The following is a 23,624-nucleotide window of genomic DNA, read 5'->3' as shown; positions in this document are numbered from 1 at the left end:
GAGCGCAAGCCTGATCAGGCCAAGCGCAGGCGCCAGCACCCGGCAAAGCTCAGCTGCAACCGTGCCAACGGCAACACGTCAATGCGGCCAGCGGCAACGGATGGGCAATCCAGCACGTTCATCAATACCGCCCGCATCACCAAGGGATGAGTGACGGCCATCCACGTGCCGTGGCCCTCGAATGAATCGAGCCACGCCGTCATGCGCTGGCGCAGCTGGTTGAAGGACTCCCCACCATGGGGCGCGCTGCAGGGGGCCTGAAGCCACTGCATGAGCGCACCGGATTGCTCCTCCTGCAGCTGCTTGAGGGTGAGGCCCTGCCAGTTGCCCAGGTCGCAATCGGCCAACAACGGATCAACCTGCGCGCGCTCGCACAGCCAGGCGGCCGTGTCGCGGGCACGCCGCTCCGGGGCGGTCAGCACCGTTGTTGCGACCTCCTCGCGCGGGGCATCGGCTATTGGCAACAGGCCGTCTTCGGGCGTGTGAAAACGGCCGACTTTCTGGGCCTGGGTCTGGGCATGGCAAAGCAGGGTCAGGTGTACGGCTTTCACCGGCGGGGCCTTCGAGCAATTGGGTTAGCCGGTTTAGCACGTCGGCGATGTTTTTTCTGCAACAATGTCGTCGCTGCGGAACACTGCCCCAGCGTCGCCACTCCAACTTAGGCGAAATGCCACCAGAGTTCCCCCGATGTCTGCCACTCTACCTTCTTCTTCCAGTCCCTTGCTGCTCGCCTTGCGCGAGGGTACCCGTGAATGCCACAAGGCGCTCGAGGCGCGCCTGCCGTTCTTTGCCACAGGTTTTGATACCGCCGCCTACAGCCGCCTACTGCAAGCCTATTACGGTTTCCACGCCCCGCTTGAGGTGCGCCTTGGGCAGTATCAAGAGGCCAAACGTGCCAAGATCCCCGCACTGACCCTGGACCTGCTGGCCCTCGACCTGAGCACTGCCGAGATCGACGCCCTGCCCTTGTGCCAGGCATTGCCGACCATCAACGATGAAGCCAGCGCCTTGGGCGTGATGTACGTGCTGGAAGGTTCTACGCTGGGTGGCCAAGTGCTGAAGCGGGCGATGGCCGAACGCCTTGGCCTGGGCCCTGGCAACGGCACAGGGTTTTTCGACGTGTACGGGGCGCTGACCGGCCACTACTGGCGCAGCTTCCTCGATCGGCTTGGCCGCGCCCCAAGCGCAGCGGCATCCCAGGCCGCCACGGTACAGGCCGCCATCGCCACCTTCCAGTGCTTCGAACGCTGGCTGGGGCGCCGGGGCGTGCTGAATCAAGGCTGAGCTGGCCAGCTCAGCCCAGCAGCTGCAACAGCCCCCATACCGGTAGCAAACCCGTCGCTCCTACCGCTGCCCGTGGCCAGTAAGGCAACACCATCACCAGCAGCATGCCCGCAAGCGACATGAGCGCGAACCACGCCACCGGCCCCATCGCCCAGCCCCAGGCCTGGGCACACAGCAGCAGGCTAACCGCCAGTGCAAGCCAACCGGCACTTCGCAACACCAGGCGCAACGCCCGTGGGCAGGCGCGGTGCCAGACCTGCTTGTAATGGCGCTCCAGCCCTTGGCACAGGCCGAGCATTCCGGCGTAGGCGAACAGTACGCCACCTGCAACCCACATCATCATGCGCCTGCCTCCACACGTCGCCCTGCCCTGGCTGTAAGCGGTGCCGGCACCGCGTCCTGCACACGCCACGCCACCAGGCCCAGCAGGGCGCCAATTACCCCCGCGCACACCACAACACCTTGGCGCATGGCATCGCCCAGCCCGCCGCACAGCCCCAGGCCGATGCACAGCAGGGCTGTCAGCCCCAGTTGTTCGACCCAGGCCCGGCGCGCCGGCCTGATGCCCGCGTGCAGTAGCGCCAGCAGCCATACCCCGAAGAACGCCCGCACCTCCCAACCTTCCCGCTGCGCCAGCTCGACCGGCAGCAGGCGGCTGGCCCACAGCAGACCGACGCAGGCCAGCAACAAGCCAGTAACGAAACCGATATTGCACACCTCGGCCACACGGTACCAACGCCGCGCCGAAACGTCGGCACTGGCATTGGCATACTTGCGCCCGCGCTTGACGCAAAACAACACCAGGCCGCTGGCAATCATCACGCAACTGATGACCCCGCACACGAAGTACAGCCAGCGCATGGGGTAACCCCCGAACTGGGCGAAATGCAGGCCCACCATCACCCGCTGGGTCAACGGCGCCGCCTGCCACTCGCTGACGTCGCTGAGCAACTGCCCGCTGACCCCGTCGAAGACCATGGCCTGGCCCTTGGACAGCGCGATGCGATTACCCAGCTCAGGCCGTATCTCGATGCGTGCCCCGGCGGTGTTGGGGTTGCGGATATTGAACCCGGCGATCGGCCCCAAGCGCGCTTGCGCCTGGGCCAGCAGCGGCGCCACATCGACCAGCTCGCCGGGCTGTTTGGTCAGCCCCCGGGGTTGCTCCAGGCGCGTATTGCCCTGGGCCTGGAAGTAGGCCCGGTTGTCACCGGCAAACAGCGCGTCGACACCTGCCGGGATGTAGATGAGCATGAAAATGACCAGGCCGGTGTAGGTGATCATCAGGTGGAATGGCAGCAACAGCACCGCACTGGCATTGTGAAAGTCGAGCCACGAGCGCTGGCCCTTGTTCGGCCGGAAGGTGAAGAACTCCTTGAAGATCTTCTTGTGAATGACGATGCCGGTAACCAGGGCCGCCAGCATCACCAGCGCCAGCGCGCCAACCACGAAGATGCCCCAGTTGCGCGGCAAGTCGAGGGTAAAGTGGAAGCGAAAGAAGAAATTACCGCCCACGCTGTCACGTACCGCAATGGCTTCACCACTGTGCGGGTCAAGCTGCACGCCGCCACCATGGCGCCGGTCGCCGGTGGACACACGCAGCCCTGGCGCGCGCTCGGTGGGCAGGCTGACGCCCCAGTTGGCGGCCTGCGGTTCATGTGCTTGCAGGTAGTCGATGGCGCGCTGCGCAGCCTCGGCCTGGGGCACTTCGTGCGCCGGGATTTCCGGCTGCATCCAGTGGTTGAGTTCCTTGTCGAACACCGCCAGCGTGCCGGTGACGAAAATGGCAAACAACAGCCACCCGAACACCAGCCCGCCCCAGGTGTGCAGCCAGGCCATCGATTGAGTGAAGGTGTTCTTCATGCCAGCCACTCCAGTGCCTGGGGCCAGAAGCCGATCAACGCCAGGGGGGCGGCCACACCCAGCGGCCACCAGGCGCGCAGCGCGTCACGGCTGGCGAAAGCCCAGAGGATGGCAGCGGTGTAGAACAGGAAGGCAGGCAACGTCGCGACGATGACCGCGTCGGCGGGCGACAGTGGCAGCAGCCGCGCCAGGCAGGCACTGGCGGCGTAGGTGAGCGCATAGCCACCGAACAGTGCAGCGCTGCTACGCGAGACTATCTGCAGCCAGGCAGGGGCTGTGCTCATCGGGAGCTCCTTGGTGATCGTTGTGGGGCTGCCGGGCAGCCCCAAGGCTCAGAAGGAAATATTCAAGGAAGCAAAGACCGCTCGGCCCGGCTGGTTATAGGTATTGGCCCCCGAACTGCTGGCATTGCCACCGCGCAGGATCTGCTTGTCGAACACGTTGTTCACGCCCACCCGCACGTCATAGTTGGCGTTGAACCTGTACCCGGCGCTCACATCCACCAGGCCGTACGCCTCGACATCCTGCTGGGCCTCTGCGTCGTAGTTTTCCTGGGTGCGGTAGTTGTAGGACGGCGACTTTTGCTTGCCGTAATAGGTGCCTGCCACCTGGAACGACAGCTTGTCGGTAGCGCGCCAGTCGAGGGTGCTGTTGACCGTGTACTCGGGGATCACCGACAGCGGCTCGCCCGTTTCGCGGTTGTCGTTGTCGAGCATCCAGGTCAGGTTGGTGTTCCAGTCCAGGGTCGGGGCCAGTTCAATGAACAGGTTGCCCTCGATCCCTTCCACCCGTGCCTTGCCGGCGTTCTCCCATTGGGTAACACGGCGGCCGTTGTTGATGGTGTACAGCACATCGGTGTCGCCGATGATCTTGTTCTTGTAATCGTTGCGGAAGTACGTCGCACTGGTGCGCCAGGTACCACGGTCATACAGCAGGCCAATTTCCTTGTTGACGCTGATTTCCGGTTTGAGGTCGGCGTTGCCCTGCAGGTAGCAGCCACCGGCATTGCTCTGTTGCACGCTGCAGCCATTGCCGCGGCTGTAGAGCAGGTAGTTGGGGTTGGACTGGTACAGGTTGGGCACCTTGTACGCACGGGCGATTCCGCCCTTGACCGACAACGCCTCGGTCAGCTTGTGCGACAGGTTGAGGCTTGGGCTGAAGTTGTCCCCGAACGTTTCGTGGTGGTCGAAGCGCAGGCCGGGGGTGACGGTGGTATTGCCGACAATGAGGTTGTCTTCGACAAACAGCGCGTAGCTCTTGGCGGTCATCTTCGAATCACTGCGGTCGAAACCGCTGATCACATCATTGCCGCCACCGCTGGGGTCGAAACTCTGCGGGCGGAATGAGCCCTGGTCGTTGAGCGACTCGTACAGGTATTCGCCGCCGAGGGTCAGCACATGCTCGGTGCTGCCCATGGCGAACGGCAGGTTGACCTCACTGGCAAGGCGCGTGTTACGCAGCCGCGACATGGCCGCACCGCTGTCGTTGATCGCGCCTTCCGGGCCGCCGGCCAGGCCTTCGTTGAGGCGCCAGTTGCGCACGTACTCATAGGCCAGGGTGGTCTTGCTGGTGCCCCAGGTGAAGTCGCCCAGGTGAGTCAGGTCATAGGTGTTGCGCTGCATGACGTTGGTCTCGTGGCCATACAAGCTGGAGATCAGGTCGAGGTTGCCACCGCCGTTACTGTTCATGGTGTCGCCCGCATAGATATTGCCTTGGCGGCTGTAGCCGGCGCTGGCTTCCAGGCGATGCTCGTCGTTGAGCTTCCAGCTCAGCAGGCCGTTGATGTCCTTGTTGCGCACACCCTCACGGCCAGCCACCAGCGCGCTGTTGGCGTGGTCGGCGTTGATGTCCAGGTCGTCGGCGTCGGTCTTCGCCAGGCCACCGTACAAACGGAAACCAAGGTCGTCGGTGAGCCCGCCGCTGAGGTTGAAGTTGGCCCGGCGGCTGGCGCCTTCGGCGCTGTCTTCGGGCATCTGTGTGTAGAGGTTGAGGTTGCCCTTGAGTTCGTCGGTGGGGCGCTTGGTGATGATGTTCACCACACCGCCCATGGCACCGGACCCGTAACGTGCAGCCGCCGGGCCACGCAGGATCTCGATGCGCTCGACCGCCTCGGCCGGCACCCAGTTGGTTTCGCCACGGGTATCGCGGTCACCGTTCCAGCCATAGCGCACCGCATTGCGCGCGCTGGACGGCTTGCCGTCGATGAGGATCAGGGTGTTCTCCGGCCCCATGCCGCGCAGGTCGATCTGACGGTTGTTGCCACGCGCACCGCTGGCACTGTTGCCGGTCAGGTTGACCCCGGGCTCGCGGCGGATGATGTCGGACAGGTCGTTGGCCGGCGGGCGACGCTGGATGTCTTCTGCCGTGATCACCGACGACCCCAGCGCCTGACGGGCCTCGCGCTCGGCGGTCACCAGGGTGTCCTGGATCACCAGCGCGCTGTCGGGCACCGGTACTGCCAGCACCTCACCGGTGCGCCGCTCCTCGCCTTCGGCTGCGGTCGCCATCATGGCCGGCGATGCCAGCGCGACAAACGCCAGGGCCAGGCTGTTGGGTGAGGTTCTTGACTGCATGGGTACATCTCCTGCGACTCGTGGGCGAAAGGGCACATCCCTGCCAGGAAGCCGGGGGCCTTCGCCCACCGGCCCCGCGAACTGCTTGGGGGCCAACAGGGTGGGTAAATATAGTGATTCTCAATTGTGATTAAATCTTATTTACGAAATTTACATGTTTGTAACGGAACTTGTCTAAAGACTGGGATCAAGGCCGCCGCATCCCTTTCTGGCGCCGCCCGATCACGTCTGCATATCGCAGCGTTTCGCGCCCTGCCCGCTCATCCGATTTGCATCCTGCCGAATGGCTCCTACAGTTTCGAACGTAACCACACTGCCGAGGGGACGATGCGCAGCGTCGAGAAAAACCCGCACAGGGTCACCGCCCAGGCCTTGCCAAAGATCCCCCGCAGCGTCTGGGCGCTGGGCCTGGTGTCGATGTGCATGGACATTTCCTCGGAGATGATCCACGCCCTGCTGCCGCTGTACATGGTCACTGTCCTCGGCACGTCGGTGGTGGCGGTGGGTGTAATCGAAGGCATCGCCGAGGCGACCGCGTCGATCACCAAGGTCTTCTCCGGCGCCCTCAGCGACCGTCTGGGCAAGCGCAAGCTGCTGACGGTGCTGGGCTATGGCCTGGGTGCGCTGACCAAACCGGTGTTCCCCCTGGCGTCGGGGCTGGACTGGCTGATCGGGGCGCGCTTCGTCGACCGTATCGGCAAGGGTATCCGCGGTGCGCCGCGGGATGCGCTGGTGGCCGATGTGACGCCGGCCGAGCTGCGTGGCGCGGCGTTCGGCCTGCGCCAGGCGCTGGACACTGTCGGTGCCTTCCTGGGGCCATTGCTGGCGATCGGGCTGATGTGGCTGACCGCGAGCCATTTCCAGACGGTGTTCTGGGTGGCAGTGATCCCCGCCTTTCTTGCCGTCTACATCCTGGTCGCCTTCGTACACGAGCCCCAGGCACCACACTCGACGCAGCCGGTGCGCATGCCGTTGGCCTGGGGTGAACGGGTGCGGCTGGGGCCGGTCTATTGGCGGCTGACCGGCTTGGCCATGGCTTTCACGCTGGCGCGCTTCAGCGAAGCCTTTTTACTGCTGCGTGCCCAAGACATGGGCCTGGCACCGCTATGGGCACCGGCAGTGCTGGTATTGATGGCACTGGCCTACTCGCTGTCGGCTTACCCGGCCGGGGTCCTCTCGGACCGTGCCGGCCGCCGTGGCGTGCTGATGATCGGTCTTGCCCTGCTCGTCACCGCCGACCTGCTGCTGGCCCTGATGCCGGGCTGGGCAGGTCTGGTACTGGGCGTGGTGGCCTGGGGGCTGCACCTTGGCTTTACCCAGGGCATCTTCGCCGCCCTGATCGCCGACAGCGCCCCCGTCAACCTGCGCGGCACCGCCTTCGGTCTGTTCAACCTGCTGACCGGCGTCGCCCTGCTGGTGGCCAGTGTGGTGGCCGGGCTGTTGTGGGATGGGGTCGGCTTCCAAGCTACCTTTCTGGTCGGCGCCGGGTTCGCGGGGGCCACCTTGGTGGGTGTGGGTACGTTGCGTTAAACCTATACCGGAATCTCGACTTCCGGCCGCTGCTCCAGCAACGACCACCCCCCTTGCCCGTCTACTTCCAGCCGATGGGTATGGAACCCCGCCAGCGTGCTGCGGTGGCCGACACTCACCAGCAAGGTCTGCGGCATCTCGCTGCGCAACAGCGAATACAGCGCATGCTCCAGCCCTTCATCCATCGCCGAGGTGGACTCGTCGAGAAACACCACGTGCGGCCGGTTGAACAGCACCCGGGCGAATGCCAGCCGCTGCTGCTCGCCGACTGACAGGATATGCGACCAGTCGCAGCTCACCTCCAGCCGTTCAGCCAAGTGGGCCAGGTTGACCTGGCGCAGGGCCTGCTGCATGCGCCCATGGTCCTGCGGCGCTGCATCGGCCGGGTAGGCAATGGCGGTACGCAGGTCACCCAGGGGCAGATAAGGGCGCTGCGAAAGGAACAGCGCCTCGGTGCCGATGGGCCGCCCGACCTCGCCCTCAGCGTAGGGCCACAAGCCAGCCAGGGCACGCAACAAGGTGGTCTTGCCGCTGCCCGAAGGGCCTTTGATCAGCAACGCCTGGCCAGCGTGCAGGCGCAGGTCGAGGTCGGCGATCAACGCGTGACCGTCGGGGCGGCGGACCTGTAGGCCGACGATATCCAGGGCCTGGGTCTGCGCCTTGGTACTGACCCGCGGCAGTTCGCTGGCCTGCTGGTTGGCATCGAGAAAACCGGTCAGACGGTCGAGCGTGGCGCGGTACTGGGCGAAGGTATCGTAGGACTCACGGAAGAACGACAGCGAATCCTGAACCTGGCCAAACGCCTGAGACGTCTGCATGACATCGCCGAGCTTGATCGCGCCACTGAAAAACCGCGGTGCCTGAAGGATGAACGGGAACACCACGGCGACCTGGCTGACGCCCAGGTTGAAGCCGCTGAACTTCAGGTTTCGGAACACCAGCGCCCACACGTTGATGATCAGCGCACCAAAGCGGCCAAGCAACGTCGCCCGCTCGACCGGCGCGCCTTGGTAAAAGGCAACGTTTTCAGCGTTTTCACGCAGGCGCATCAACGCGTAACGAAAGTTGGCGGTGAGTTTTTCGTTGAGGAAGTTCAGGCGGATCAACGGCCGCCCAAGGCGGAAGGCGATCCAGGTGGCGATCAACACATAGACGTATACCGCGAACACCATCGCCCGTGGGATTTCCACACCCGCCACCGCCAACGGCGCCGACAGGCCCCAGAGAATACCGGTGAAGGCCACCAGCGACACCAGGGCGCTGACGGCACCGAGGGCCAGCGACACGGAGTTACTGACGAACGCGTTGACGTCGAGTTCGATACGCTGGTCGGGGTTGTCCACGGGCTCTGCAAGGAACTGCCCACGGTAGTAGGCATCGCCGTGCATCCAGTCACTGGTCAAGCGTTCGGTCAGCCAGACTCGCCAGCGGATGCTGAAGGCCTGGGTCACGTAGAACGTGAGCAGTGAGCGCAGCACATGCAGGGTAGCCAGTACCGCAAACACCCCAAGCAGGTACCAGAAGGCCGTTTGGTCGAGGGCTTGCAGGGCACTGTAGAAGCCGTTGTACCAGAACGAGAACAGCACGTTCATGCGCACCGAAAACAGCGTCAGGACCAGCAGCGCGGCAAACACCAGCAGTGGCCGCCAACTGCGCCTGAAGGTGAAATACGGGCCGGCGAGCTGCCAGAACTGGCCGCCCCAGCGCGTGTACCTCACGGCCAAGGTCGCGCAAAGGGTAAAGCCGATCAATGTGATGAACGAGGCGATTGCAAGCCAGCTCAGGCTCTCTTGCAGGGCCTGGTGCCAGTTCATGTCCATGGTAGGTATCCGTGACGAATGTTTCCGCGAGCGTAGCATTGCGCTGGGTGGGGCCTGGCAAACATGACGGACATTTCATTTTTGTTCCAGAAGCTAACGCCATTCCTGTGGCCACGCGGCGTACAAGCGAACGCTAAGTCAATGCCTCCACCACCTTAGGGTCCACCCCTTCCCCCGCATTCGCCTCGATCCAATCCCCCAACTGCCGGCGCATCGCCGGCGTCCAAAAGCTCTGCAAGTGCTGCCGCACCCCCTTCACTGCCAAGCCATGATCAGGCTCGCTGTCAAAGTAGTGGGCAATCTGGTTGGCCATCTTGACCAGGTTGTCGCTGCTCATCGGCGCACCTCGGCGTGTTTCGCACAATGGCGCTCCTCGAGCAAACGCCGCTGCTCATCGCTGAAGTCCTGATAGCGCTTCTGCCACTGCGACGGTTGGAACACCTTCATCACCTGCACCGCCGTGACCTTGTACTCGGGGCAGTTGGTGGCCCAGTCGGAATTGTCTGTGGTGATTACGTTGGCGCCGGACTCGGGGAAGTGGAAGGTGGTGTACACCACCCCCGGCGCCACCCGGCCACTGACCTTGGCGCGCAACACCGTCTGCCCGGCGCGGCTGCCGATACCGACCCAGTCGCCGTCACGGATGCCGCGGCTTTCGGCATCGCTCGGGTGGATTTCCAGGCGGTCGGCATCATGCCAGGCGACGTTGCCGGTGCGCCGGGTCTGGGCGCCGACGTTGTACTGGCTGAGGATGCGCCCAGTGGTCAGCAGCAGCGGGTAACGGTGGTTGACCTTCTCGTCCGTGGGCACGTAACCGGTGAGCATGAAACGCCCCTTGCCGCGCACGAACTGATCGATATGCAGGGTTGGCGTGCCGTCGGGCGCGGCATCGTTGCAGGGCCACTGCAGGCTGCCGTGGCGGTCGAGCTCGGCGTAGCTGACGCGGTGGAAGCTCGGCGTCAGGCGGGCGATTTCGTCCATGATTTCGCCAGGGTGGCGGTAGCGCATCGGGTAGCCCAGGGCGTTGGCCAGGGCTACGGTGGCTTCCCAGTCGGCCTTGCCCGCCAGCGGCTCCATGACCTTGCGTACCCGCGAAATACGCCGCTCGGCATTGGTGAAGGTGCCGTCCTTCTCCAGGAACGAGCTGCCCGGCAGGAACACATGGGCGAATTTGGCCGTCTCGTTGAGAAAGATGTCCTGCACCACCACGCACTCCATGGCGCGCAGCGCTGCGGTGACGTGCTGGGTGTTGGGGTCGCTCTGGGCGATGTCCTCGCCCTGGCAGTACAGCGCCTTGAAGCTGCCATCCAGCGCCGCCTCGAACATGTTGGGGATACGCAGACCTGGGTCGGGCTGCAAGGTCACGCCCCAGGCCTGCTCGAACTCGGCTCGCACCGCCTCGTTGGAGATGTGCCGATAGCCTGGCAGTTCATGGGGGAACGAGCCCATGTCGCACGAACCCTGCACGTTATTCTGGCCACGCAGCGGGTTCACCCCTACCCCCTCACGGCCGATGTTGCCGGTGGCCATGGCCAAATTGGCGATGCCCATCACTGCGGTGCTGCCCTGGCTGTGTTCGGTCACTCCCAGGCCGTAGTAGATCGCCGCGTTGCCAGCGCTGGCATAGAGCCTGGCGGCAGCGCGTATCTGTTCGGCCGGCACGCCACAAACGGGGCCTAGCACCTCAGGGGCGTTGTCCGGCAGGCTGACGAAGGCGCGCCAGCGCGCAAAGTCCTCGGGTTCACAACGGGCATCGATGAAGCGTTGCGCCAGCAGGCCCTCCGTGACGATCACATGGGCCAAGGCGTTGAGCATGGCCACGTTGGTGCCTGGGCGCAGCTGCAAGTGCAACTCGGCACGGGCGTGGGGCGAGTTCACCAGGTCGATGCGTCGGGGGTCGATGACGATAAGCCGCGCGCCCTGGCGCAGGCGGCGCTTGAGCTGCGAGCCGAACACCGGGTGAGCGTCAGTGGGGTTGGCACCGATCACCAGGACTACATCGGCCTGCATCACCGAATCGAAGCCCTGTGTACCGGCCGATTCACCCAGGGTCTGCTTGAGGCCATAGCCGGTGGGCGAATGGCAGACCCGCGCACAGGTGTCGACGTTGTTGTTGCCAAACGCCGTACGCACCAGTTTCTGCACCAGGTAGGCTTCTTCATTGGTACAGCGGCTGGAGGTGATGCCACCAATCGAGTCGCGCCCGTACTTGAGCTGGATACGCCGCAACTCGCGGGCCGCATAAGTGACCGCTTCCTCCCAGCTGACTTCCTGCCAGGGGTCTTCCAGGCGTTTGCGAATCATCGGCGTGGTAATACGGTCCGGGTGGGTCGCATAGCCCCAGGCGAAGCGGCCCTTGACGCAGGCGTGCCCATGGTTGGCGCCGCCGTTCTTGTCCGGGACCATGCGTACCAGCTGGTCGCCTTTCATTTCGGCACGGAACGAGCAGCCGACACCACAGTAGGCGCACGTGGTAATCACCGCCCGCTCCGGCTGGCCGCGCTCGACCAGGCTTTTTTCGGTCAGCGTGGCGGTTGGGCAGGCCTGCACGCAAGCACCGCACGACACGCATTCGGAGCTGAGGAAGTCGTCACCCCCCGCCGCGGCCACCCGCGAGGCGAAACCGCGGCCGGTGAGGGTCAGGGCGAAGGTGCCCTGGATGTCTTCGCAGGCGCGCACGCAGCGGCTGCAAACGATGCATTTGCTGGGTTCGTAGTCGAAATACGGGTTGGACACGTCCTTGTGCTCGGCCAGGTGGTTGGCACCGTCATAGCCGTAACGCACCTCGCGCAGGCCGACCTGGCCGGCGACCGTCTGCAGTTCACAGTTGCCGTTGGCCGAGCAGGTCAGGCAGTCGAGGGGGTGGTCGGAGATGTACAGCTCCATGACGTTGCGTCGCAGGCCAGCCAGGCGCGGCGTTTGCGTGCGCACCACCATGCCTTCGCTGACCGGCGTGGTGCAGGATGCCGGGTAGCCGCGCATGCCGTCGATCTCGACCATGCACAAACGGCACGAACCAAAAGCTTCCAGGCTGTCGGTGGCGCAGAGCTTGGGGATGCTGGTGCCGAGCAGGGCCGCAGCACGCATCACGGAAGTGCCGGCCGGCACCCTGATGCTACGCCCATCGATGCTCAGGCTGACCTGCACGGCGTTGTGGCGCTCGGGCGTGCCGAGATCGGTCTCAGGGTCGAAGTAATTGATCACTGCGCGGCCTCCGTGGTGGTCAGCCCGAAATCGGCGGGGAAGTACTTGAGCGCGCTGGCCACCGGGTAGGCGGTCATGCCGCCCATGGCGCACAGCGAGCCGTACTGCAGGGTGTCGCACAGGTCGCGCAGCAACAGGGCCTGGTCGTGGCGCTCGGTGAGGTCGCGGGTGGCGATCAGGCGGTCGACCACCTCCATGCCACGGGTCGAGCCGATGCGGCACGGGGTGCATTTGCCACAGGATTCTTCAGCGCAGAACTGCAGGGCGAAGCGCGCCATGCTGGCCATGTTCAGCGTATCGTCGGCCACCACCACGCCGCCGTGGCCGATCATCGCGCCCATGGCGGCGAACGCCTCGTAGTCCAGCGGGGTGTCGAAATGGCTGGGCGGGACCCAGGCGCCCAGCGGGCCACCCACTTGCGCCGCTTTCAATGGCCGGCCACTGGCCGTACCACCGCCGTAGCCTTCGACCAGCTCGCGCAGGGTCAAGCCGAAGGCGCGCTCCACCAGGCCACCCTGGCGAACATTGCCCGCCAGTTGGAACGGCAAAGTACCCAGCGAACGGCCCATGCCGAAGTCACGGTAGAACGCCGCGCCCTTGGCGAGAATGACGGGCACCGAAGCCAGCGTCAGCACGTTGTGCACCAGCGTCGGCCGCCCGAACAGCCCCTGCAATGCCGGTAGCGGTGGTTTGGCGCGGACGATGCCGCGCTTGCCTTCGATGGATTCGAGCAGCGCGGTTTCCTCGCCGCAGATGTAAGCGCCAGCGCCGACCCGGACCTGCAGGTCGAAAGCGAAGCCGCTGCCCGCCACGTCTTTGCCCAGGTAGCCGGCAGCGCGGGCTATAGCCAGGGCCTGATCGAGTACGTGAATGGCAGCCGGGTATTCCGAGCGCACGTAGAGGTAGCCCTTGTCTGCGCCGACAGCGAGGCCAGCGATGATCATGCCTTCGATCAGCAGGAAAGGGTCACCCTCCATCAGCATGCGATCGGCGAAAGTACCGGAATCGCCTTCGTCAGCGTTGCACACCACATACTTCTGCCCTGCGCCGGCGTCACGCACCGTGCGCCACTTGATGCCGGCCGGGAACGCCGCCCCGCCACGGCCACGCAGGCCGGAGTCGAGCACGGCGGCGACCACCTCGGCGGCGCCCTGCGCGATGGCGCGCTGAAGGCCTGTGAAACCGCCATGGCTGCGGTAGTCATCCAGCGACAACGGCCGGGTGATACCGGCGCGGGCGAACAGCTGGCGTTGCTGGGTCTTCAGGTACGGAATTTCCTCCACGGGCCCCAGTGCCAGCGGGTGGCCGTCGGGCTGCTCCGCCAACGCGTCCAGCAGTGAAGGGACGTCTTCGGGGGTGACTGGGCCAAACCCCTTGCGGGCTTCGCCGCTTGCGTACTCCACCAGCGGCTCCAGCCAGTACAAGCCGCGCGAGCTGGTGCGCTGGATGTCCAGCGGCAGCTGACGACGCTCGGCTTCACGCTGAAGGGCCTGGGCAACGAGGTCGGCGCCCACGGCGCGGGCCACCGAGTCGCAGGGAATAAACAGCTTCAACATGGGGTGTCCTCCAGGCAACCGTTCACCAAGGCCCGCAAGCGCTCGGGGGTGAGGCGCGCGTGGAGCTGCCCGTCAAGCTCCAGCGCCGGCGAACAGGCGCAGGCCCCCAGGCAGTACACCGGGCGCAGGCTGATGGCGCCGTCGGCGCTGGTGCCGTGATCATCCAGCGCCAACTGCTCGCGCAGTTGCGCAGCCAGGGCGTCACTGCCCCGGCTCTGGCACGACTCCGCGCGGCACAGGCGCAGTGTGTGCCGCGCTGGCGGCGAGGTGCGAAAATCGTGATAGAAGCTGATCACCCCGCGCACTTCGGCCAGGCTGAGGTTCAGGGCATGGGCAATGTCGGGGACGGCAGTGTCGGGGATGAAGCCGATGGCGTGCTGGAGGGCGTGAAGGATCGGCAGCAGCGCACCGGGTGTGTCCTTGTGGCGGCTCAGGATGCTGTGGATCACGGGCAGGTGAAGCAGTTCATCAGGCATACAGCGGACCTCGGCATCACGGTCCCTGCCTTGAGGGTCATGACGGGCAAGTGACCGGCGTGTTCTGCTGCGGCGCACCGGCCACGTCACGGTTGCGTGGTGCGGCGGCCTCCTCGCCCAAGGTCGTGCGTCTGTGCGCACTGTACCCGTGAGCATCCTGCAAGCATGGCACTAATGTGCCCAGGGGGGTGCACGCGAACGACCAGGCGCATTCTGAAACCGACCAGGGGTCGGGATTTACGGCGCGGGTCATGGGGCCGCTATGGTCTTTATTGCTGGAGCGCCGGATTGCGCTACCCTTAAGACTTTTTCCATGTGCCGTTGACGTTATTTTCACGATCCCCCCACTAGCGTCACAGCCTTTGCGGCAGCCCCTCGGCTGCCGCCATGGTTCAATGAGGCACACGTGGCAAATACCGCAACCCCATCCTCGCCCAAGCGCGTGGACTGGGCCGGCCTGGGCTGGCTCCTGCTGTTCTTCTGGTACTTCTCTGGCGTCACCCAGGCGCTCCTGCTGTTCAGCGGCACAACCGGCTTTGCGGGCTTTCGCGACGCCCTGTTCCTCAGCACCCTGTGGCTTGCCCCGGTGCTGCTGTTGCCACGTTTCACCCGTGCCACTGCCGGAGTCATCGGCGTGGTGCTGTGGGCCGCCTCGCTGGTGGGCCTGAGTTACTTCGGTATCTATCACCAGGAGTTCTCGCAAAGCGTCATCTTCGTGATGTTCGAATCGAACACCGCCGAAGCCAGCGAATATTTCAGCCAGTATTTCAATATCGGCCTGATGCTGGCGCTGCTGCTGTACACGGCGGTGGCCGTGCTGCTCTGGAAACGCGTTCGCCCAGTGACGCTGCCGCTGCGCAGTCGCCTGCCGGTGGTCGTGCTGTTGCTGGCGGCCAACCTGGTATTGCCGTTCTACAAGCAGATGGTCACCCAGGAGCGCACCTTCGCCGAAGCGGCAGAAAAGGTCCAACAGCGCATGGAGCCTGCAGTGCCGTGGCAACTGGTGGTCGGCTACCGGCAGTACCGCCAACAGCTGGACAACATGCAGGCGCTGCTAGCCCAGAACGCCTCGCTCCCGCCCTTGCAGAACCTGCAGGACAGCAGCGGTGACGCGCCACGCACACTGGTGCTGGTACTGGGCGAGTCCACCACCCGCGAGCACATGCACCTGTATGGCTACAACCGCGACACCACGCCCAACCTCGACAAGCTGGCAGCCAACGACAAGGGCCTGACGGTGTTTCGCAACGTGGTCTCGCCGCGCCCCTATACCATCGAGGTGATGCAACAGATTCTCACCTTCGGCGACGAGCAGAACCCCGACCGCTTCCTCACCGACCCGTCGCTGATCAACCTGATGAAACAGGCAGGCTACAAAACCTTCTGGATCACCAACCAGCAGACGATGACTAAGCGCAACACCATGCTCACCACGTTCTCGCAGCAGACGGACGTGCCGGTCTACCTGAACAACCAGCGTAACCAGAACGCCAGCCAGTACGACGACGTGGTGCTCGACCCGTTCGAAAAGGCCCTGCAAGACCCCGCCCCGAACAAGTTCATCATCGTCCACCTGCTTGGCACGCACATGGACTACCGCTATCGCTACCCGCAGGATTACGCCCACTTCGGCGATCGCCAGGGCGCACCGACCGTGCTCAGCGACAGCCAGGTGGAAACCTACAACTTCTATGACAACGCCGTGCGCTACAACGATTACGTGGTGTCCAGCCTGATCAAGCGCTATTCAGCCACCACGCCCAACGGCTTCCTGCTGTACCTGTCCGACCATGGCGAAGACGTCTACAGCTCTGGCAAGCATGACCGCCTGGGCCGTAACGAAGCAGACCCGACCCGGCCGATGTACACCATCCCGTTCCTGCTGTGGACATCACCCAGCTGGCAGGCCGCCCACCCGCGTGACCTGCAGGCCATGGCCAACAGGCCCTACAGCAGCTCGCACCTGATACATACCCTGTCGGACCTGGCTGGGCTGAGCTACGACCGTTACGAGCCTGCAAAAAGCCTGGTGAGCCAGCAGTTCTTGCTGGCGCCGCGCTGGATTGGCGACCCCTACCGCAAGGACGGGCTGCACGAGTTCGACCTCCTGCCCGGAGACAAGGCAGAGCGCGTGCAGGAAACAGCCGTCAACATCAAGGCCAAGCCAGGCAAGATCTGACAGGCGCTTGCCCGGTGTGTGAGGCGGGCGACTTGAGTGAGCTCAGGTCGCCCAGGGCAACAGCTGTTTTGCTTGCCTAGATGGTGTTCAGGTAGGCATGGCTTTGGCAGCTGACCACCGACAAACGCTTCTCGATTGCCCGCCCTTGGTAATCCAGCGCAATCCGCGTGATCTGCAACAGCGGTGTACCCACGCCGATGCCCAGGGCCTGGGCATGCGTCTCGTTGGCGCAAATGGCGATTATGCGTTCCTGGGCATGGGCCACGGTCGCGCCGAAGCGCTGCTGATAAAGGCGATACAGCGTGTTGGGCAGCACTTCAGGCTGCTTTTCCAGGCCGATGAACCGCTCGGCGCACAGCACGATCTCCTCGTAGATTTCCGGCTTGCCCTCCAGCTCACGAATGCGCGTGATATGGACCACCTTGCCGCCCGTCGCCAACCCCAACTCCTGTACTTCCTGCGCGCACGCCTTGCGCACCTTGCGCGCCAGCACGATGGACACCGGCATGCTGCGTTCGCCGTCATGCCGGCCGATGTTGAAAAAGCGGAACAACGCATGGTCCGCATCATGGGTCGCGACCGACGTGCCCTTGCCCTGCTGGCGCACCACCACGTTCTCGGCAACCAGCTCGTTCAGCGCCTTGCGCAATGTCCCCACGCTGACTTTGTAGGTTTCGGCCAACGCGGCCTCACTGGGGATGAAGGTACCCGGTGACCACTCTCCCGAGTTGATGCGCTCCATCAGCAAATCTTTGATCTGGCTGTACAGCGGCTGGTAGGTCGGGGCCTTGGGCGGGGTTTGCAGGGCGTCGTTCATGGGCGTCTGTCGTCGGCGAATCGAGGTGGCAGAAGTATAGCGCGACTTCCATGGAAAAAACTTCCTTGACTATCATTCATACTATGTCCTATACATGACTTACGGTATATGACTTACCGGCAATGAGGAGAACAACAATGAGCATTGATTTTGTCGTCCACGACGCCGACGACGCCGTCGGCGTCGTTGTAGTCGAAGGGGTGCAAGCCGGCCAGAAGCTGACAGGCTGGGTCATGGATCAAGACCAGACCCTGCAATTCGTCGTCCGTGACGCCATTCCGATCGGTCACAAGCTGGCCATCCGCGACCTGCAGGAAGGCGACACGGTGATCAAGTACGGCGTTGATATCGGCCGCGTGATCAAGCCCATCCGCGAAGGCGAGCACCTTCACGTCCATAACGTCAAAACCAAGAGGTGGTAAGCATGGAACTCAATGGGCGCACTTTCATGGGCTACCGCCGCGACAATGGCCGTGTCGGTATCCGCAACCACGTGATCATTCTCCCCGTGGACGACATCTCCAACGCGGCGGCCGAAGCCGTGGCCAACAACATCAAGGGTACCCTGGGCCTGCCTCACCCTTATGGGCGCCTGCAGTTCGGTGAGGACCTGGAGCTGCACTTCCGCACGCTGATCGGCACCGGCAGCAACCCTAACGTTGCAGCAGTGGTGGTAATCGGCATCGAGCCAGGCTGGACGCGCCGTGTAGTGGAAGGGATTCGCGCCACCGGCAAGCCAGTTGAAGGCTTCTGGATCGAACAGAACGGTGACCACAACACCATTTGCGCGGCTTCGCGCAAAGCCCGTGAGTTCGTGCAGTACGCCACCGAGTTGCGCCGCGAACCATGCGACATCAAGGAGCTGTGGGTGTCGACCAAGTGCGGTGAATCCGACACCACCTCCGGTTGCGGGGCCAACCCCACCGTCGGCAATGCCTTCGACAAGCTGTACGCTGAAGGATGCACCCTGGTGTTCGGCGAGACCTCTGAGCTGACCGGTGGCGAGCACCTGGTTGCAGAGCGCTGCAGCACCCCGGCCGTGCGAGAGAAGTTCCAGTTCATGTTCGACCGCTACAGCGCCATGATCGACCGCTGGAAAACCAGTGACCTTTCCGAGTCGCAGCCGACCAAGGGCAATATCGAGGGTGGCCTGACCACGATCGAAGAAAAAGCCCTGGGCAATATCCAGAAGATCGGCCGCAAATGCCGGGTAGACGGCGTACTGGACAAGGCCGAGGCCCCGACCGGGCCGGGCCTGTGGTTCATGGATTCGTCTTCCGCCGCCGCGGAAATGGTCACCCTGTGTGCCGCTTCAGGGTATGTCGCTCACTTCTTCCCCACCGGCCAGGGCAACGTGATCGGCAACCCTATCCTGCCGGTGATCAAGATTTGCGCCAACCCGCGCACCTTCCGCACCATGGGTGAACACATCGATGTCGATGTGTCAGGCCTGCTGCGGCGCGAGATCAACATGGACGATGCCGGTGACGCCCTGCTCGACATGCTGATGCGCACTGCCAACGGTCGCTTCACGGCGGCCGAGGCACTGGGCCATCGCGAGTTCGTGCTGACCCGCCTGTTCGAAAGCGCTTGACCCGTACGCCGTTGCCTTTTCGGGCAACGGCGCTTTCACGTGTGCCCGCTCTACCCTGCTTTCAAGAAGTACGTCTCAAAACAACCATAAATGGAGACCTTCATGAATACGCTCATGCCCGCGCAACACCCTCGAGTGCTCTCCCCGCAACGCTCGCCGTCACGACGACCGCGTTGACCCCAGCGTCGCGCCGACAACAACAAGATCGCCCTCCTGCCCTGATCCACGCGATTGGCGCGGGATACCCGCTACGGAGAGACACCCGTGAAAATCCTCAAGAACCTGTATGTCCAGGTCATCATCGGCCTGATCGCCGGCATTATCCTGGGTTACTGCTGGCCCGCCCTCGGGGTCGAAATGAAACCCTTGGGCGACACCTTCGTCCGCCTGATCAAAATGCTCATTACCCTGGTCATCTTCTGCACGGTGGCCATCGGCATCGCCCGGATGGAAAGCCTCAAGGAGCTGGGCAAAGTCGGCTTCAAGACACTTGTGTATTTTGAAGTCGTGACCTCACTGGCATTACTGCTGGGCATGATCGTTGCCAACCTGGTGCAGCCCGGTGCCGGCATGAACATCGACCCCGCCAGCCTGGACAGCGGCGCGATGTCCCAGTACCTGAGCGAGGTTCACGCCCAGGAGTCATCCAGCCTGTTGACCCAACTGGTGCCCAACTCCGTGGTCGGCGCCTTCGCCAGTGGCAATCTGTTGCAAGTGCTGCTGTTTTCCGTACTGTTCGGCGTGGCGCTGTCGGCCATGTCGCGCAGCAACCGCCTTGCTGCTCGGGTCATCGAACAGGTCGGTGAAACCCTGATGCGCATCGTCGGCATGATCATGTGGCTGGCACCGATCGGCGCGTTCGGCGCCATGGCGTTCACCATCGGCAAATACGGGATCGGTGCCCTGCAGCAGATGGGCATGCTCATCGTCTGCCTGTATGTCTCCAGCCTGCTGTTCATTGGCATCGTCCTGGGCTCGATCTGTTTCGCCTGCGGCGTGAACATCTGGTCACTGGTCAAGTACTTCCGTGAGGAGCTGCTGATTGTCCTCGGGACTTCGACCACCGAATCGGTGTTGCCCCGCCTGATGCAAAAGATGGAACGCCTGGGCTGCGAGAAATCCGTGGTCGGCCTGGTGCTGCCAACCGGGTACTCGTTCAACCTCGACGGGGCTGCGATCTACCTGACCATGTCCGCGCTGTTTTTGGCGCAGGCGTTGAATATCGACTTGTCATGGGGCCATCAGCTGAGCCTGCTGATCATTCTGTTGATCACCTCCAAGGGCGGCGCGGGCGTGGCCGGGGCAGCATTGATCGTGCTGACTGCCACACTGGCCAGCCACGACATCATCCCGGTCGCGGCCATCACGCTGATTTTGGGCATCGACCGCATTCTCAACGAGGTACGGGCGCTGACCAACATGATGGGCAACGTGGTCGGCACGCTCGCCATTGCCCGCTGGGAAGGCAAGCTCGACCTGGCCAAGGCTCGCGCCGAACTCGCTTCTGCCAACCGCCCGGCAACGGCGCCAAAGGCCGAATCCAAGGCAAGCCGTGTGTTGTGAGGCCGTTGCAAAACACCCCACCCAGCCATTGATCACAAGGAGCCGCCCATGACCGAGCACATGACCGTTCAACAGGCCTTGGCCCTGGCGGTGCACGCCCTGCGTCGCGCCGGCATGCCGGAACACGCAGCGCTAAGTTGTGCACGGGCATTGGTGCTTGCCGAGCAAGACGGCCTGCCCTCCCACGGCCTGTCGCGCCTGCCGTTCTACCTCGCGCAAATACGCACTGGCAAAGTGAACGCCGCGGCTGTGCCTGACGTCACCGTCGAAGGCGCCATGGTCCGGGTGGACGCCCGCAACGGCTTGGCATTTGCCGCCATTGACGCAGGCTTCGAACCCGCCACCGCGGTGGCCCGGCACCTGGGTATTGCCGCGTTGGCTATCCGCCGCTCCCACCATTTCGGCGTCGCCGGATACCCGGTAGAACGGGCAGCCCGTGAGGGGTTGCTAGCCCTGGCCCTGAGCAATGCACCTGCGGCGATCGCCCCCTGGGGCGGGCGCACGCCACTGTTCGGTACCAACCCCATCGCCTTTGCCTCACCGCGCCTGAACGCCGAGCCGGTGGTGATCGATCTCTCGTTGTCGAAGGTGCCACGAGGCAAGGTGATGTTGGCCAAGAACGCCGGGGCGGCTATTCCGCTGGGCTGGGCCCTGGATAAAGATGGCGCTGACACGACCGACCCGGACGCGGCCCTGGGCGGCAGCATGGTGCCTATGGGCGATGCCAAAGGCGCTGCACTGGCGCTGGTGGTCGAACTGCTCACAGCAGGCCTGACCGGCAGCCATTTCGGCTTTCAGGCCAGTTCGTTCTTCGATGCACAAGGCGAAGCGCCCGGGGTGGCGCACTTGCTGTTGCTGATCGACCCGGCGCGCGTTGGCAGCGATTACCTGACACATGCCGAAACACTGTTCATGGCAATGCTTGAACAACCCGGCGTGCGCCTGCCCGGCCAGCGGCGGCTTGCCGAACGCCGCGAACGCAGCCAGTCCCTCTGCTTGCCACAGGCCTTGGTCGAGGAGCTGCAGGGCTACCGCACCTAGACGAATTTCGCAGCGTGTCAGCATTTCTTTGAACTTTCGCCGTGGCCGTTATCTCGAAAAAATCCATTCACTTTTTTTTCACATGTCATGGAGACATTGGCGAATGTTTACTGCAAAACTGCTGCGTCACACCTGCGTCCTGGCTCTGTTGGGCGCCCCGCTGGCCGCGATGGCCGCCCCAAGCACCGACCCTCTGTTCACCTTCGGCCTGCTTGGCTCGTATGACAAATTCAAGTTCGAAGGCGGCAGCGACTCCGACAAGGAGCACATGGGCCAAGGCGGCGTCTTCGCCAACTTCGGCAACAAGATGACCGCTGAATCCGGCTTCATCTACCAGATCGGCGCCGAAGCAAAATACGGCAAGAAGAACGACAACAAGCTCAAGGAAGCCCAGGCCGACCTCGACCTCGGCTGGCGTGCCGCGCTGGATGCGCGCAACTTCGTCGACGTCATCGTCGGCGGTGGCTACAGCTGGACGCGCTTCGAGCCTGAAATCAACGACCTGGACACCAAGCTGACCTACAAGTCGCCGTTTGCCAAGGCCGCACTGGGCTACAACCACCAGTTCGACGCCTCGACCCTGCGTGTCGAAGTGGGTGCCCGTCACACCATCGATGGCCGCGCCCGCCTGAAGGTGGATGACTTCGGCAGCGACACCGTCGACATGAAAGACCGCACCAACCCCTATGCGGAAGTCACGTTGCTGATGAACCAGCAGGGCAACCTGCCGATCCAGGCGGGCGTGTACTACACCCGTACCGAGTACAAGATCGACGAAGATTCGCCCGTGGCCGACAACAACAAACTCAAGCGTGACGAGTTTGGCGTGAAGGTGGGTATGGCCTTCTGATAGCGTCTGGCAGCCCCGCCGTTGGCGGGGCTTGCACCAACCGACCGTACCGCGTCACGGTCCGCAGCGTCGGCGCTGCTATACGTGTGTTCCCACCCACTCGATAACTGCCGGGATCAGTGCACCCGCCACAGCTGATCGATCCGCGTCGTATATGAACGGCTCATCATCTCGCGGCGCATCCCCCAATCGGGGGCATGCGGGACGCTGGCCGTACGCATCGTCCCTCGCCCATACTTACCGTTGATCTCATCCAGCACCGTCATCAGCCGGTCACAAGCCACCGGCTGCGTGATCGCGAACAGGTCCCCGGAAAACTCTCCCGGCCGCCGCAGGTCCATCAGCAGCACTTCGGCCTTGCTGTAGCGAAAACCCGGCCGGTAGATCTGCCCCACGGCCTCGCTGGCCGCCCGGGTGAGCAGCAGCGTGTCATTCGTAGGATAGGGCAGCTCAACCAGCGCGCCTTCGGCGTACCTGGCTTCCCCCGGATTGAACATGCCTGTGCGAATGCTTACCCGCATGCGCTTGCAGACTGAACCCTGGTCCCGCAGCTTTTCCGCCGCTCGCCCGGTGTAGGTGGCCACCGCCTGCTTAATCGGCGCCAATTCGGTCAGCCGCTTGCCGAACATCCGACTACAGCAGATCTCCTGCTTCGGCGGTGCGGCCTCCTCAAGTTCGAGACAAGGAGTGCCGGCGAGCTCCCGAGCGGTCTTCTCGACCACCACACTGAATGTTTGCCGGAGGGTCCATGGGTCGGCCTTGGCCAGGTCCATCGCCGTGCGAATGCCCATGGCCTCGAGGTGCGCGGTCATCCGTTTACCGATGCCCCACACCTCCTTGACCTGGGTGTTACGCAGTACCCAATCACGCTTGAACGGATCGCAGATATCGACCACACCGCCCGTGTGGCTCAGCAGGCGCTTGGCAGTGTGATTAGCCAGCTTCGCCAGCGTCTTGGTGCGGGCGATACCCACGCCCACGGGAATGCCGGTGCACCGCAACACCTTGGCCCGAACATCGCGGCCTAGCTGAGTGAGGTCGCCAGCAATACCAGTGAGGTCCGCGAAGCACTCATCGATCGAATAGACCTCGCAGGCCGGCACCATGGATTCGATCAACGACATGACACGCTCGCTCATATCGCCATACAGCGCGTAATTGGACGAAAACGCCACCACCCCGTGCTGGCGCAGCTTGTCCCTGCACTGGAAATACGGTTCGCCCATCTTCACGAACGGCTTGGCATCGTATGATCGGGCGATCACGCAGCCGTCCGA

Annotated in this window: 20 protein-coding genes; 8 read left to right on the top strand and 12 right to left on the bottom strand. The window is 63.7% G+C overall.

Translation table 11 applies throughout. The features are described from left to right. Positions 1-14 precede the first annotated feature (14 nt). Positions 15-551, bottom strand: a complete 537-nt coding sequence (locus tag APH34_RS23540) for a histidine phosphatase family protein (RefSeq protein ID WP_054903189.1) — start codon at positions 549-551, stop codon at positions 15-17. Between the two features lie 136 nt (positions 552-687). Between APH34_RS23540 and APH34_RS23535 the strand changes: the two genes are divergently transcribed. Continuing rightward, complete coding sequence (locus APH34_RS23535) at positions 688-1,284, top strand: biliverdin-producing heme oxygenase (protein WP_054903188.1); 597 nt, start codon at positions 688-690, stop codon at positions 1,282-1,284. A 10-nt stretch (positions 1,285-1,294) separates the two neighbouring features. Here the strand turns inward: APH34_RS23535 and APH34_RS23530 are convergent, their stop codons facing one another. Genes APH34_RS23530 through APH34_RS23515 form a run of 4 tightly spaced genes read right to left on the bottom strand, consistent with a single transcriptional unit; the run spans position 1,295 to position 5,717 of the window. Then, positions 1,295-1,627: a DUF3325 domain-containing protein gene (locus APH34_RS23530; RefSeq protein ID WP_054903187.1), complete on the bottom strand. Its 333-nt coding sequence runs from the start codon at positions 1,625-1,627 to the stop codon at positions 1,295-1,297. Then, positions 1,624-3,144, bottom strand: coding sequence for a PepSY domain-containing protein (locus tag APH34_RS23525; RefSeq protein ID WP_054903186.1), 1,521 nt, complete (start codon positions 3,142-3,144; stop codon positions 1,624-1,626). Before APH34_RS23525 ends, APH34_RS23530 begins: the two co-directional genes overlap by 4 nt. Further along, a complete protein-coding gene (locus APH34_RS23520) occupies positions 3,141-3,428 on the bottom strand; it encodes a hypothetical protein (protein ID WP_054903185.1) in 288 nt (95 codons plus the stop codon). Before APH34_RS23520 ends, APH34_RS23525 begins: the two co-directional genes overlap by 4 nt. Positions 3,429-3,476: 48 nt before the next feature. Further along, positions 3,477-5,717, bottom strand: coding sequence for a TonB-dependent siderophore receptor (locus tag APH34_RS23515; protein WP_054903184.1), 2,241 nt, complete (start codon positions 5,715-5,717; stop codon positions 3,477-3,479). Between the two features lie 327 nt (positions 5,718-6,044). Between APH34_RS23515 and APH34_RS23510 the strand changes: the two genes are divergently transcribed. Further along, the gene (locus APH34_RS23510; RefSeq protein WP_054903183.1) at positions 6,045-7,247 is read left to right on the top strand and encodes an MFS transporter; all 1,203 of its coding nucleotides are present in this window, start codon (positions 6,045-6,047) and stop codon (positions 7,245-7,247) included. 2 nt (positions 7,248-7,249) lie between these two features. Here APH34_RS23510 and APH34_RS23505 read toward each other — a convergent pair whose 3' ends face one another. From APH34_RS23505 to APH34_RS23485, 5 genes are all read right to left on the bottom strand, one after another. Beyond that, the gene (locus APH34_RS23505; RefSeq protein WP_054903182.1) at positions 7,250-9,067 is read right to left on the bottom strand and encodes an ABC transporter ATP-binding protein/permease; all 1,818 of its coding nucleotides are present in this window, start codon (positions 9,065-9,067) and stop codon (positions 7,250-7,252) included. A 133-nt stretch (positions 9,068-9,200) separates the two neighbouring features. After that, complete coding sequence (locus APH34_RS23500; protein WP_054903181.1) at positions 9,201-9,404, bottom strand: formate dehydrogenase subunit delta; 204 nt, start codon at positions 9,402-9,404, stop codon at positions 9,201-9,203. Beyond that, entirely contained in the window at positions 9,401-12,271 is a 2,871-nt protein-coding gene (gene fdhF / locus APH34_RS23495; RefSeq protein ID WP_054903180.1) for a formate dehydrogenase subunit alpha, read from the bottom strand. Before fdhF ends, APH34_RS23500 begins: the two co-directional genes overlap by 4 nt. Next, the gene (locus tag APH34_RS23490) at positions 12,268-13,827 is read right to left on the bottom strand and encodes an NADH-quinone oxidoreductase subunit NuoF (RefSeq protein ID WP_054903179.1); all 1,560 of its coding nucleotides are present in this window, start codon (positions 13,825-13,827) and stop codon (positions 12,268-12,270) included. The genes fdhF and APH34_RS23490 overlap by 4 nt, the downstream gene beginning before the upstream one ends. Beyond that, positions 13,821-14,303 (bottom strand): formate dehydrogenase subunit gamma, encoded by a 483-nt coding sequence (locus tag APH34_RS23485; protein ID WP_054903178.1) that lies wholly within the window; start codon positions 14,301-14,303, stop codon positions 13,821-13,823. The genes APH34_RS23490 and APH34_RS23485 overlap by 7 nt, the downstream gene beginning before the upstream one ends. A gap of 406 nt (positions 14,304-14,709) precedes the next feature. On the opposite strand from APH34_RS23485, the gene APH34_RS23480 reads away from it, so the two are divergent. Beyond that, positions 14,710-16,482, top strand: a complete 1,773-nt coding sequence (locus APH34_RS23480) for a phosphoethanolamine transferase CptA (RefSeq protein ID WP_082422872.1) — start codon at positions 14,710-14,712, stop codon at positions 16,480-16,482. Positions 16,483-16,558: 76 nt separating this feature from the next. Here the strand turns inward: APH34_RS23480 and APH34_RS23475 are convergent, their stop codons facing one another. Then, positions 16,559-17,299 (bottom strand): GntR family transcriptional regulator, encoded by a 741-nt coding sequence (locus APH34_RS23475; protein ID WP_054903177.1) that lies wholly within the window; start codon positions 17,297-17,299, stop codon positions 16,559-16,561. A gap of 137 nt (positions 17,300-17,436) precedes the next feature. On the opposite strand from APH34_RS23475, the gene APH34_RS23470 reads away from it, so the two are divergent. From APH34_RS23470 to APH34_RS23450, 5 genes are all read left to right on the top strand, one after another. Beyond that, on the top strand, positions 17,437-17,721 hold the full coding sequence (locus APH34_RS23470) for a UxaA family hydrolase (protein ID WP_054903176.1): 285 nt from the start codon (positions 17,437-17,439) through the stop codon (positions 17,719-17,721). Between the two features lie 2 nt (positions 17,722-17,723). Continuing rightward, the gene (locus APH34_RS23465) at positions 17,724-18,893 is read left to right on the top strand and encodes a UxaA family hydrolase (protein WP_054903175.1); all 1,170 of its coding nucleotides are present in this window, start codon (positions 17,724-17,726) and stop codon (positions 18,891-18,893) included. 264 nt (positions 18,894-19,157) lie between these two features. Continuing rightward, complete coding sequence (gene dctA, locus APH34_RS23460) at positions 19,158-20,456, top strand: C4-dicarboxylate transporter DctA (RefSeq protein WP_054903174.1); 1,299 nt, start codon at positions 19,158-19,160, stop codon at positions 20,454-20,456. A 48-nt stretch (positions 20,457-20,504) separates the two neighbouring features. Beyond that, entirely contained in the window at positions 20,505-21,497 is a 993-nt protein-coding gene (locus APH34_RS23455) for an Ldh family oxidoreductase (RefSeq protein WP_054903173.1), read from the top strand. Between the two features lie 103 nt (positions 21,498-21,600). Continuing rightward, positions 21,601-22,347 carry an outer membrane beta-barrel protein gene (locus APH34_RS23450; RefSeq protein WP_054903172.1) on the top strand — a complete coding sequence of 249 codons (747 nt, stop codon included), beginning with the start codon at positions 21,601-21,603 and terminating at the stop codon, positions 22,345-22,347. A gap of 116 nt (positions 22,348-22,463) precedes the next feature. Here the strand turns inward: APH34_RS23450 and APH34_RS23445 are convergent. After that, positions 22,464-23,624: DUF4113 domain-containing protein (locus APH34_RS23445; RefSeq protein WP_054903171.1), on the bottom strand; the 1,161-nt coding region annotated here is incomplete at its 5' end.

The sequence above is a fragment of the Pseudomonas sp. NBRC 111131 genome (assembly GCF_001320525.1).
Lineage (GTDB): Bacteria > Pseudomonadota > Gammaproteobacteria > Pseudomonadales > Pseudomonadaceae > Aquipseudomonas > Aquipseudomonas ceruminis.
The sequence above is the reverse complement of the archived record's forward strand: the minus strand, read 5'-3'. Positions and strand labels throughout refer to the sequence as shown.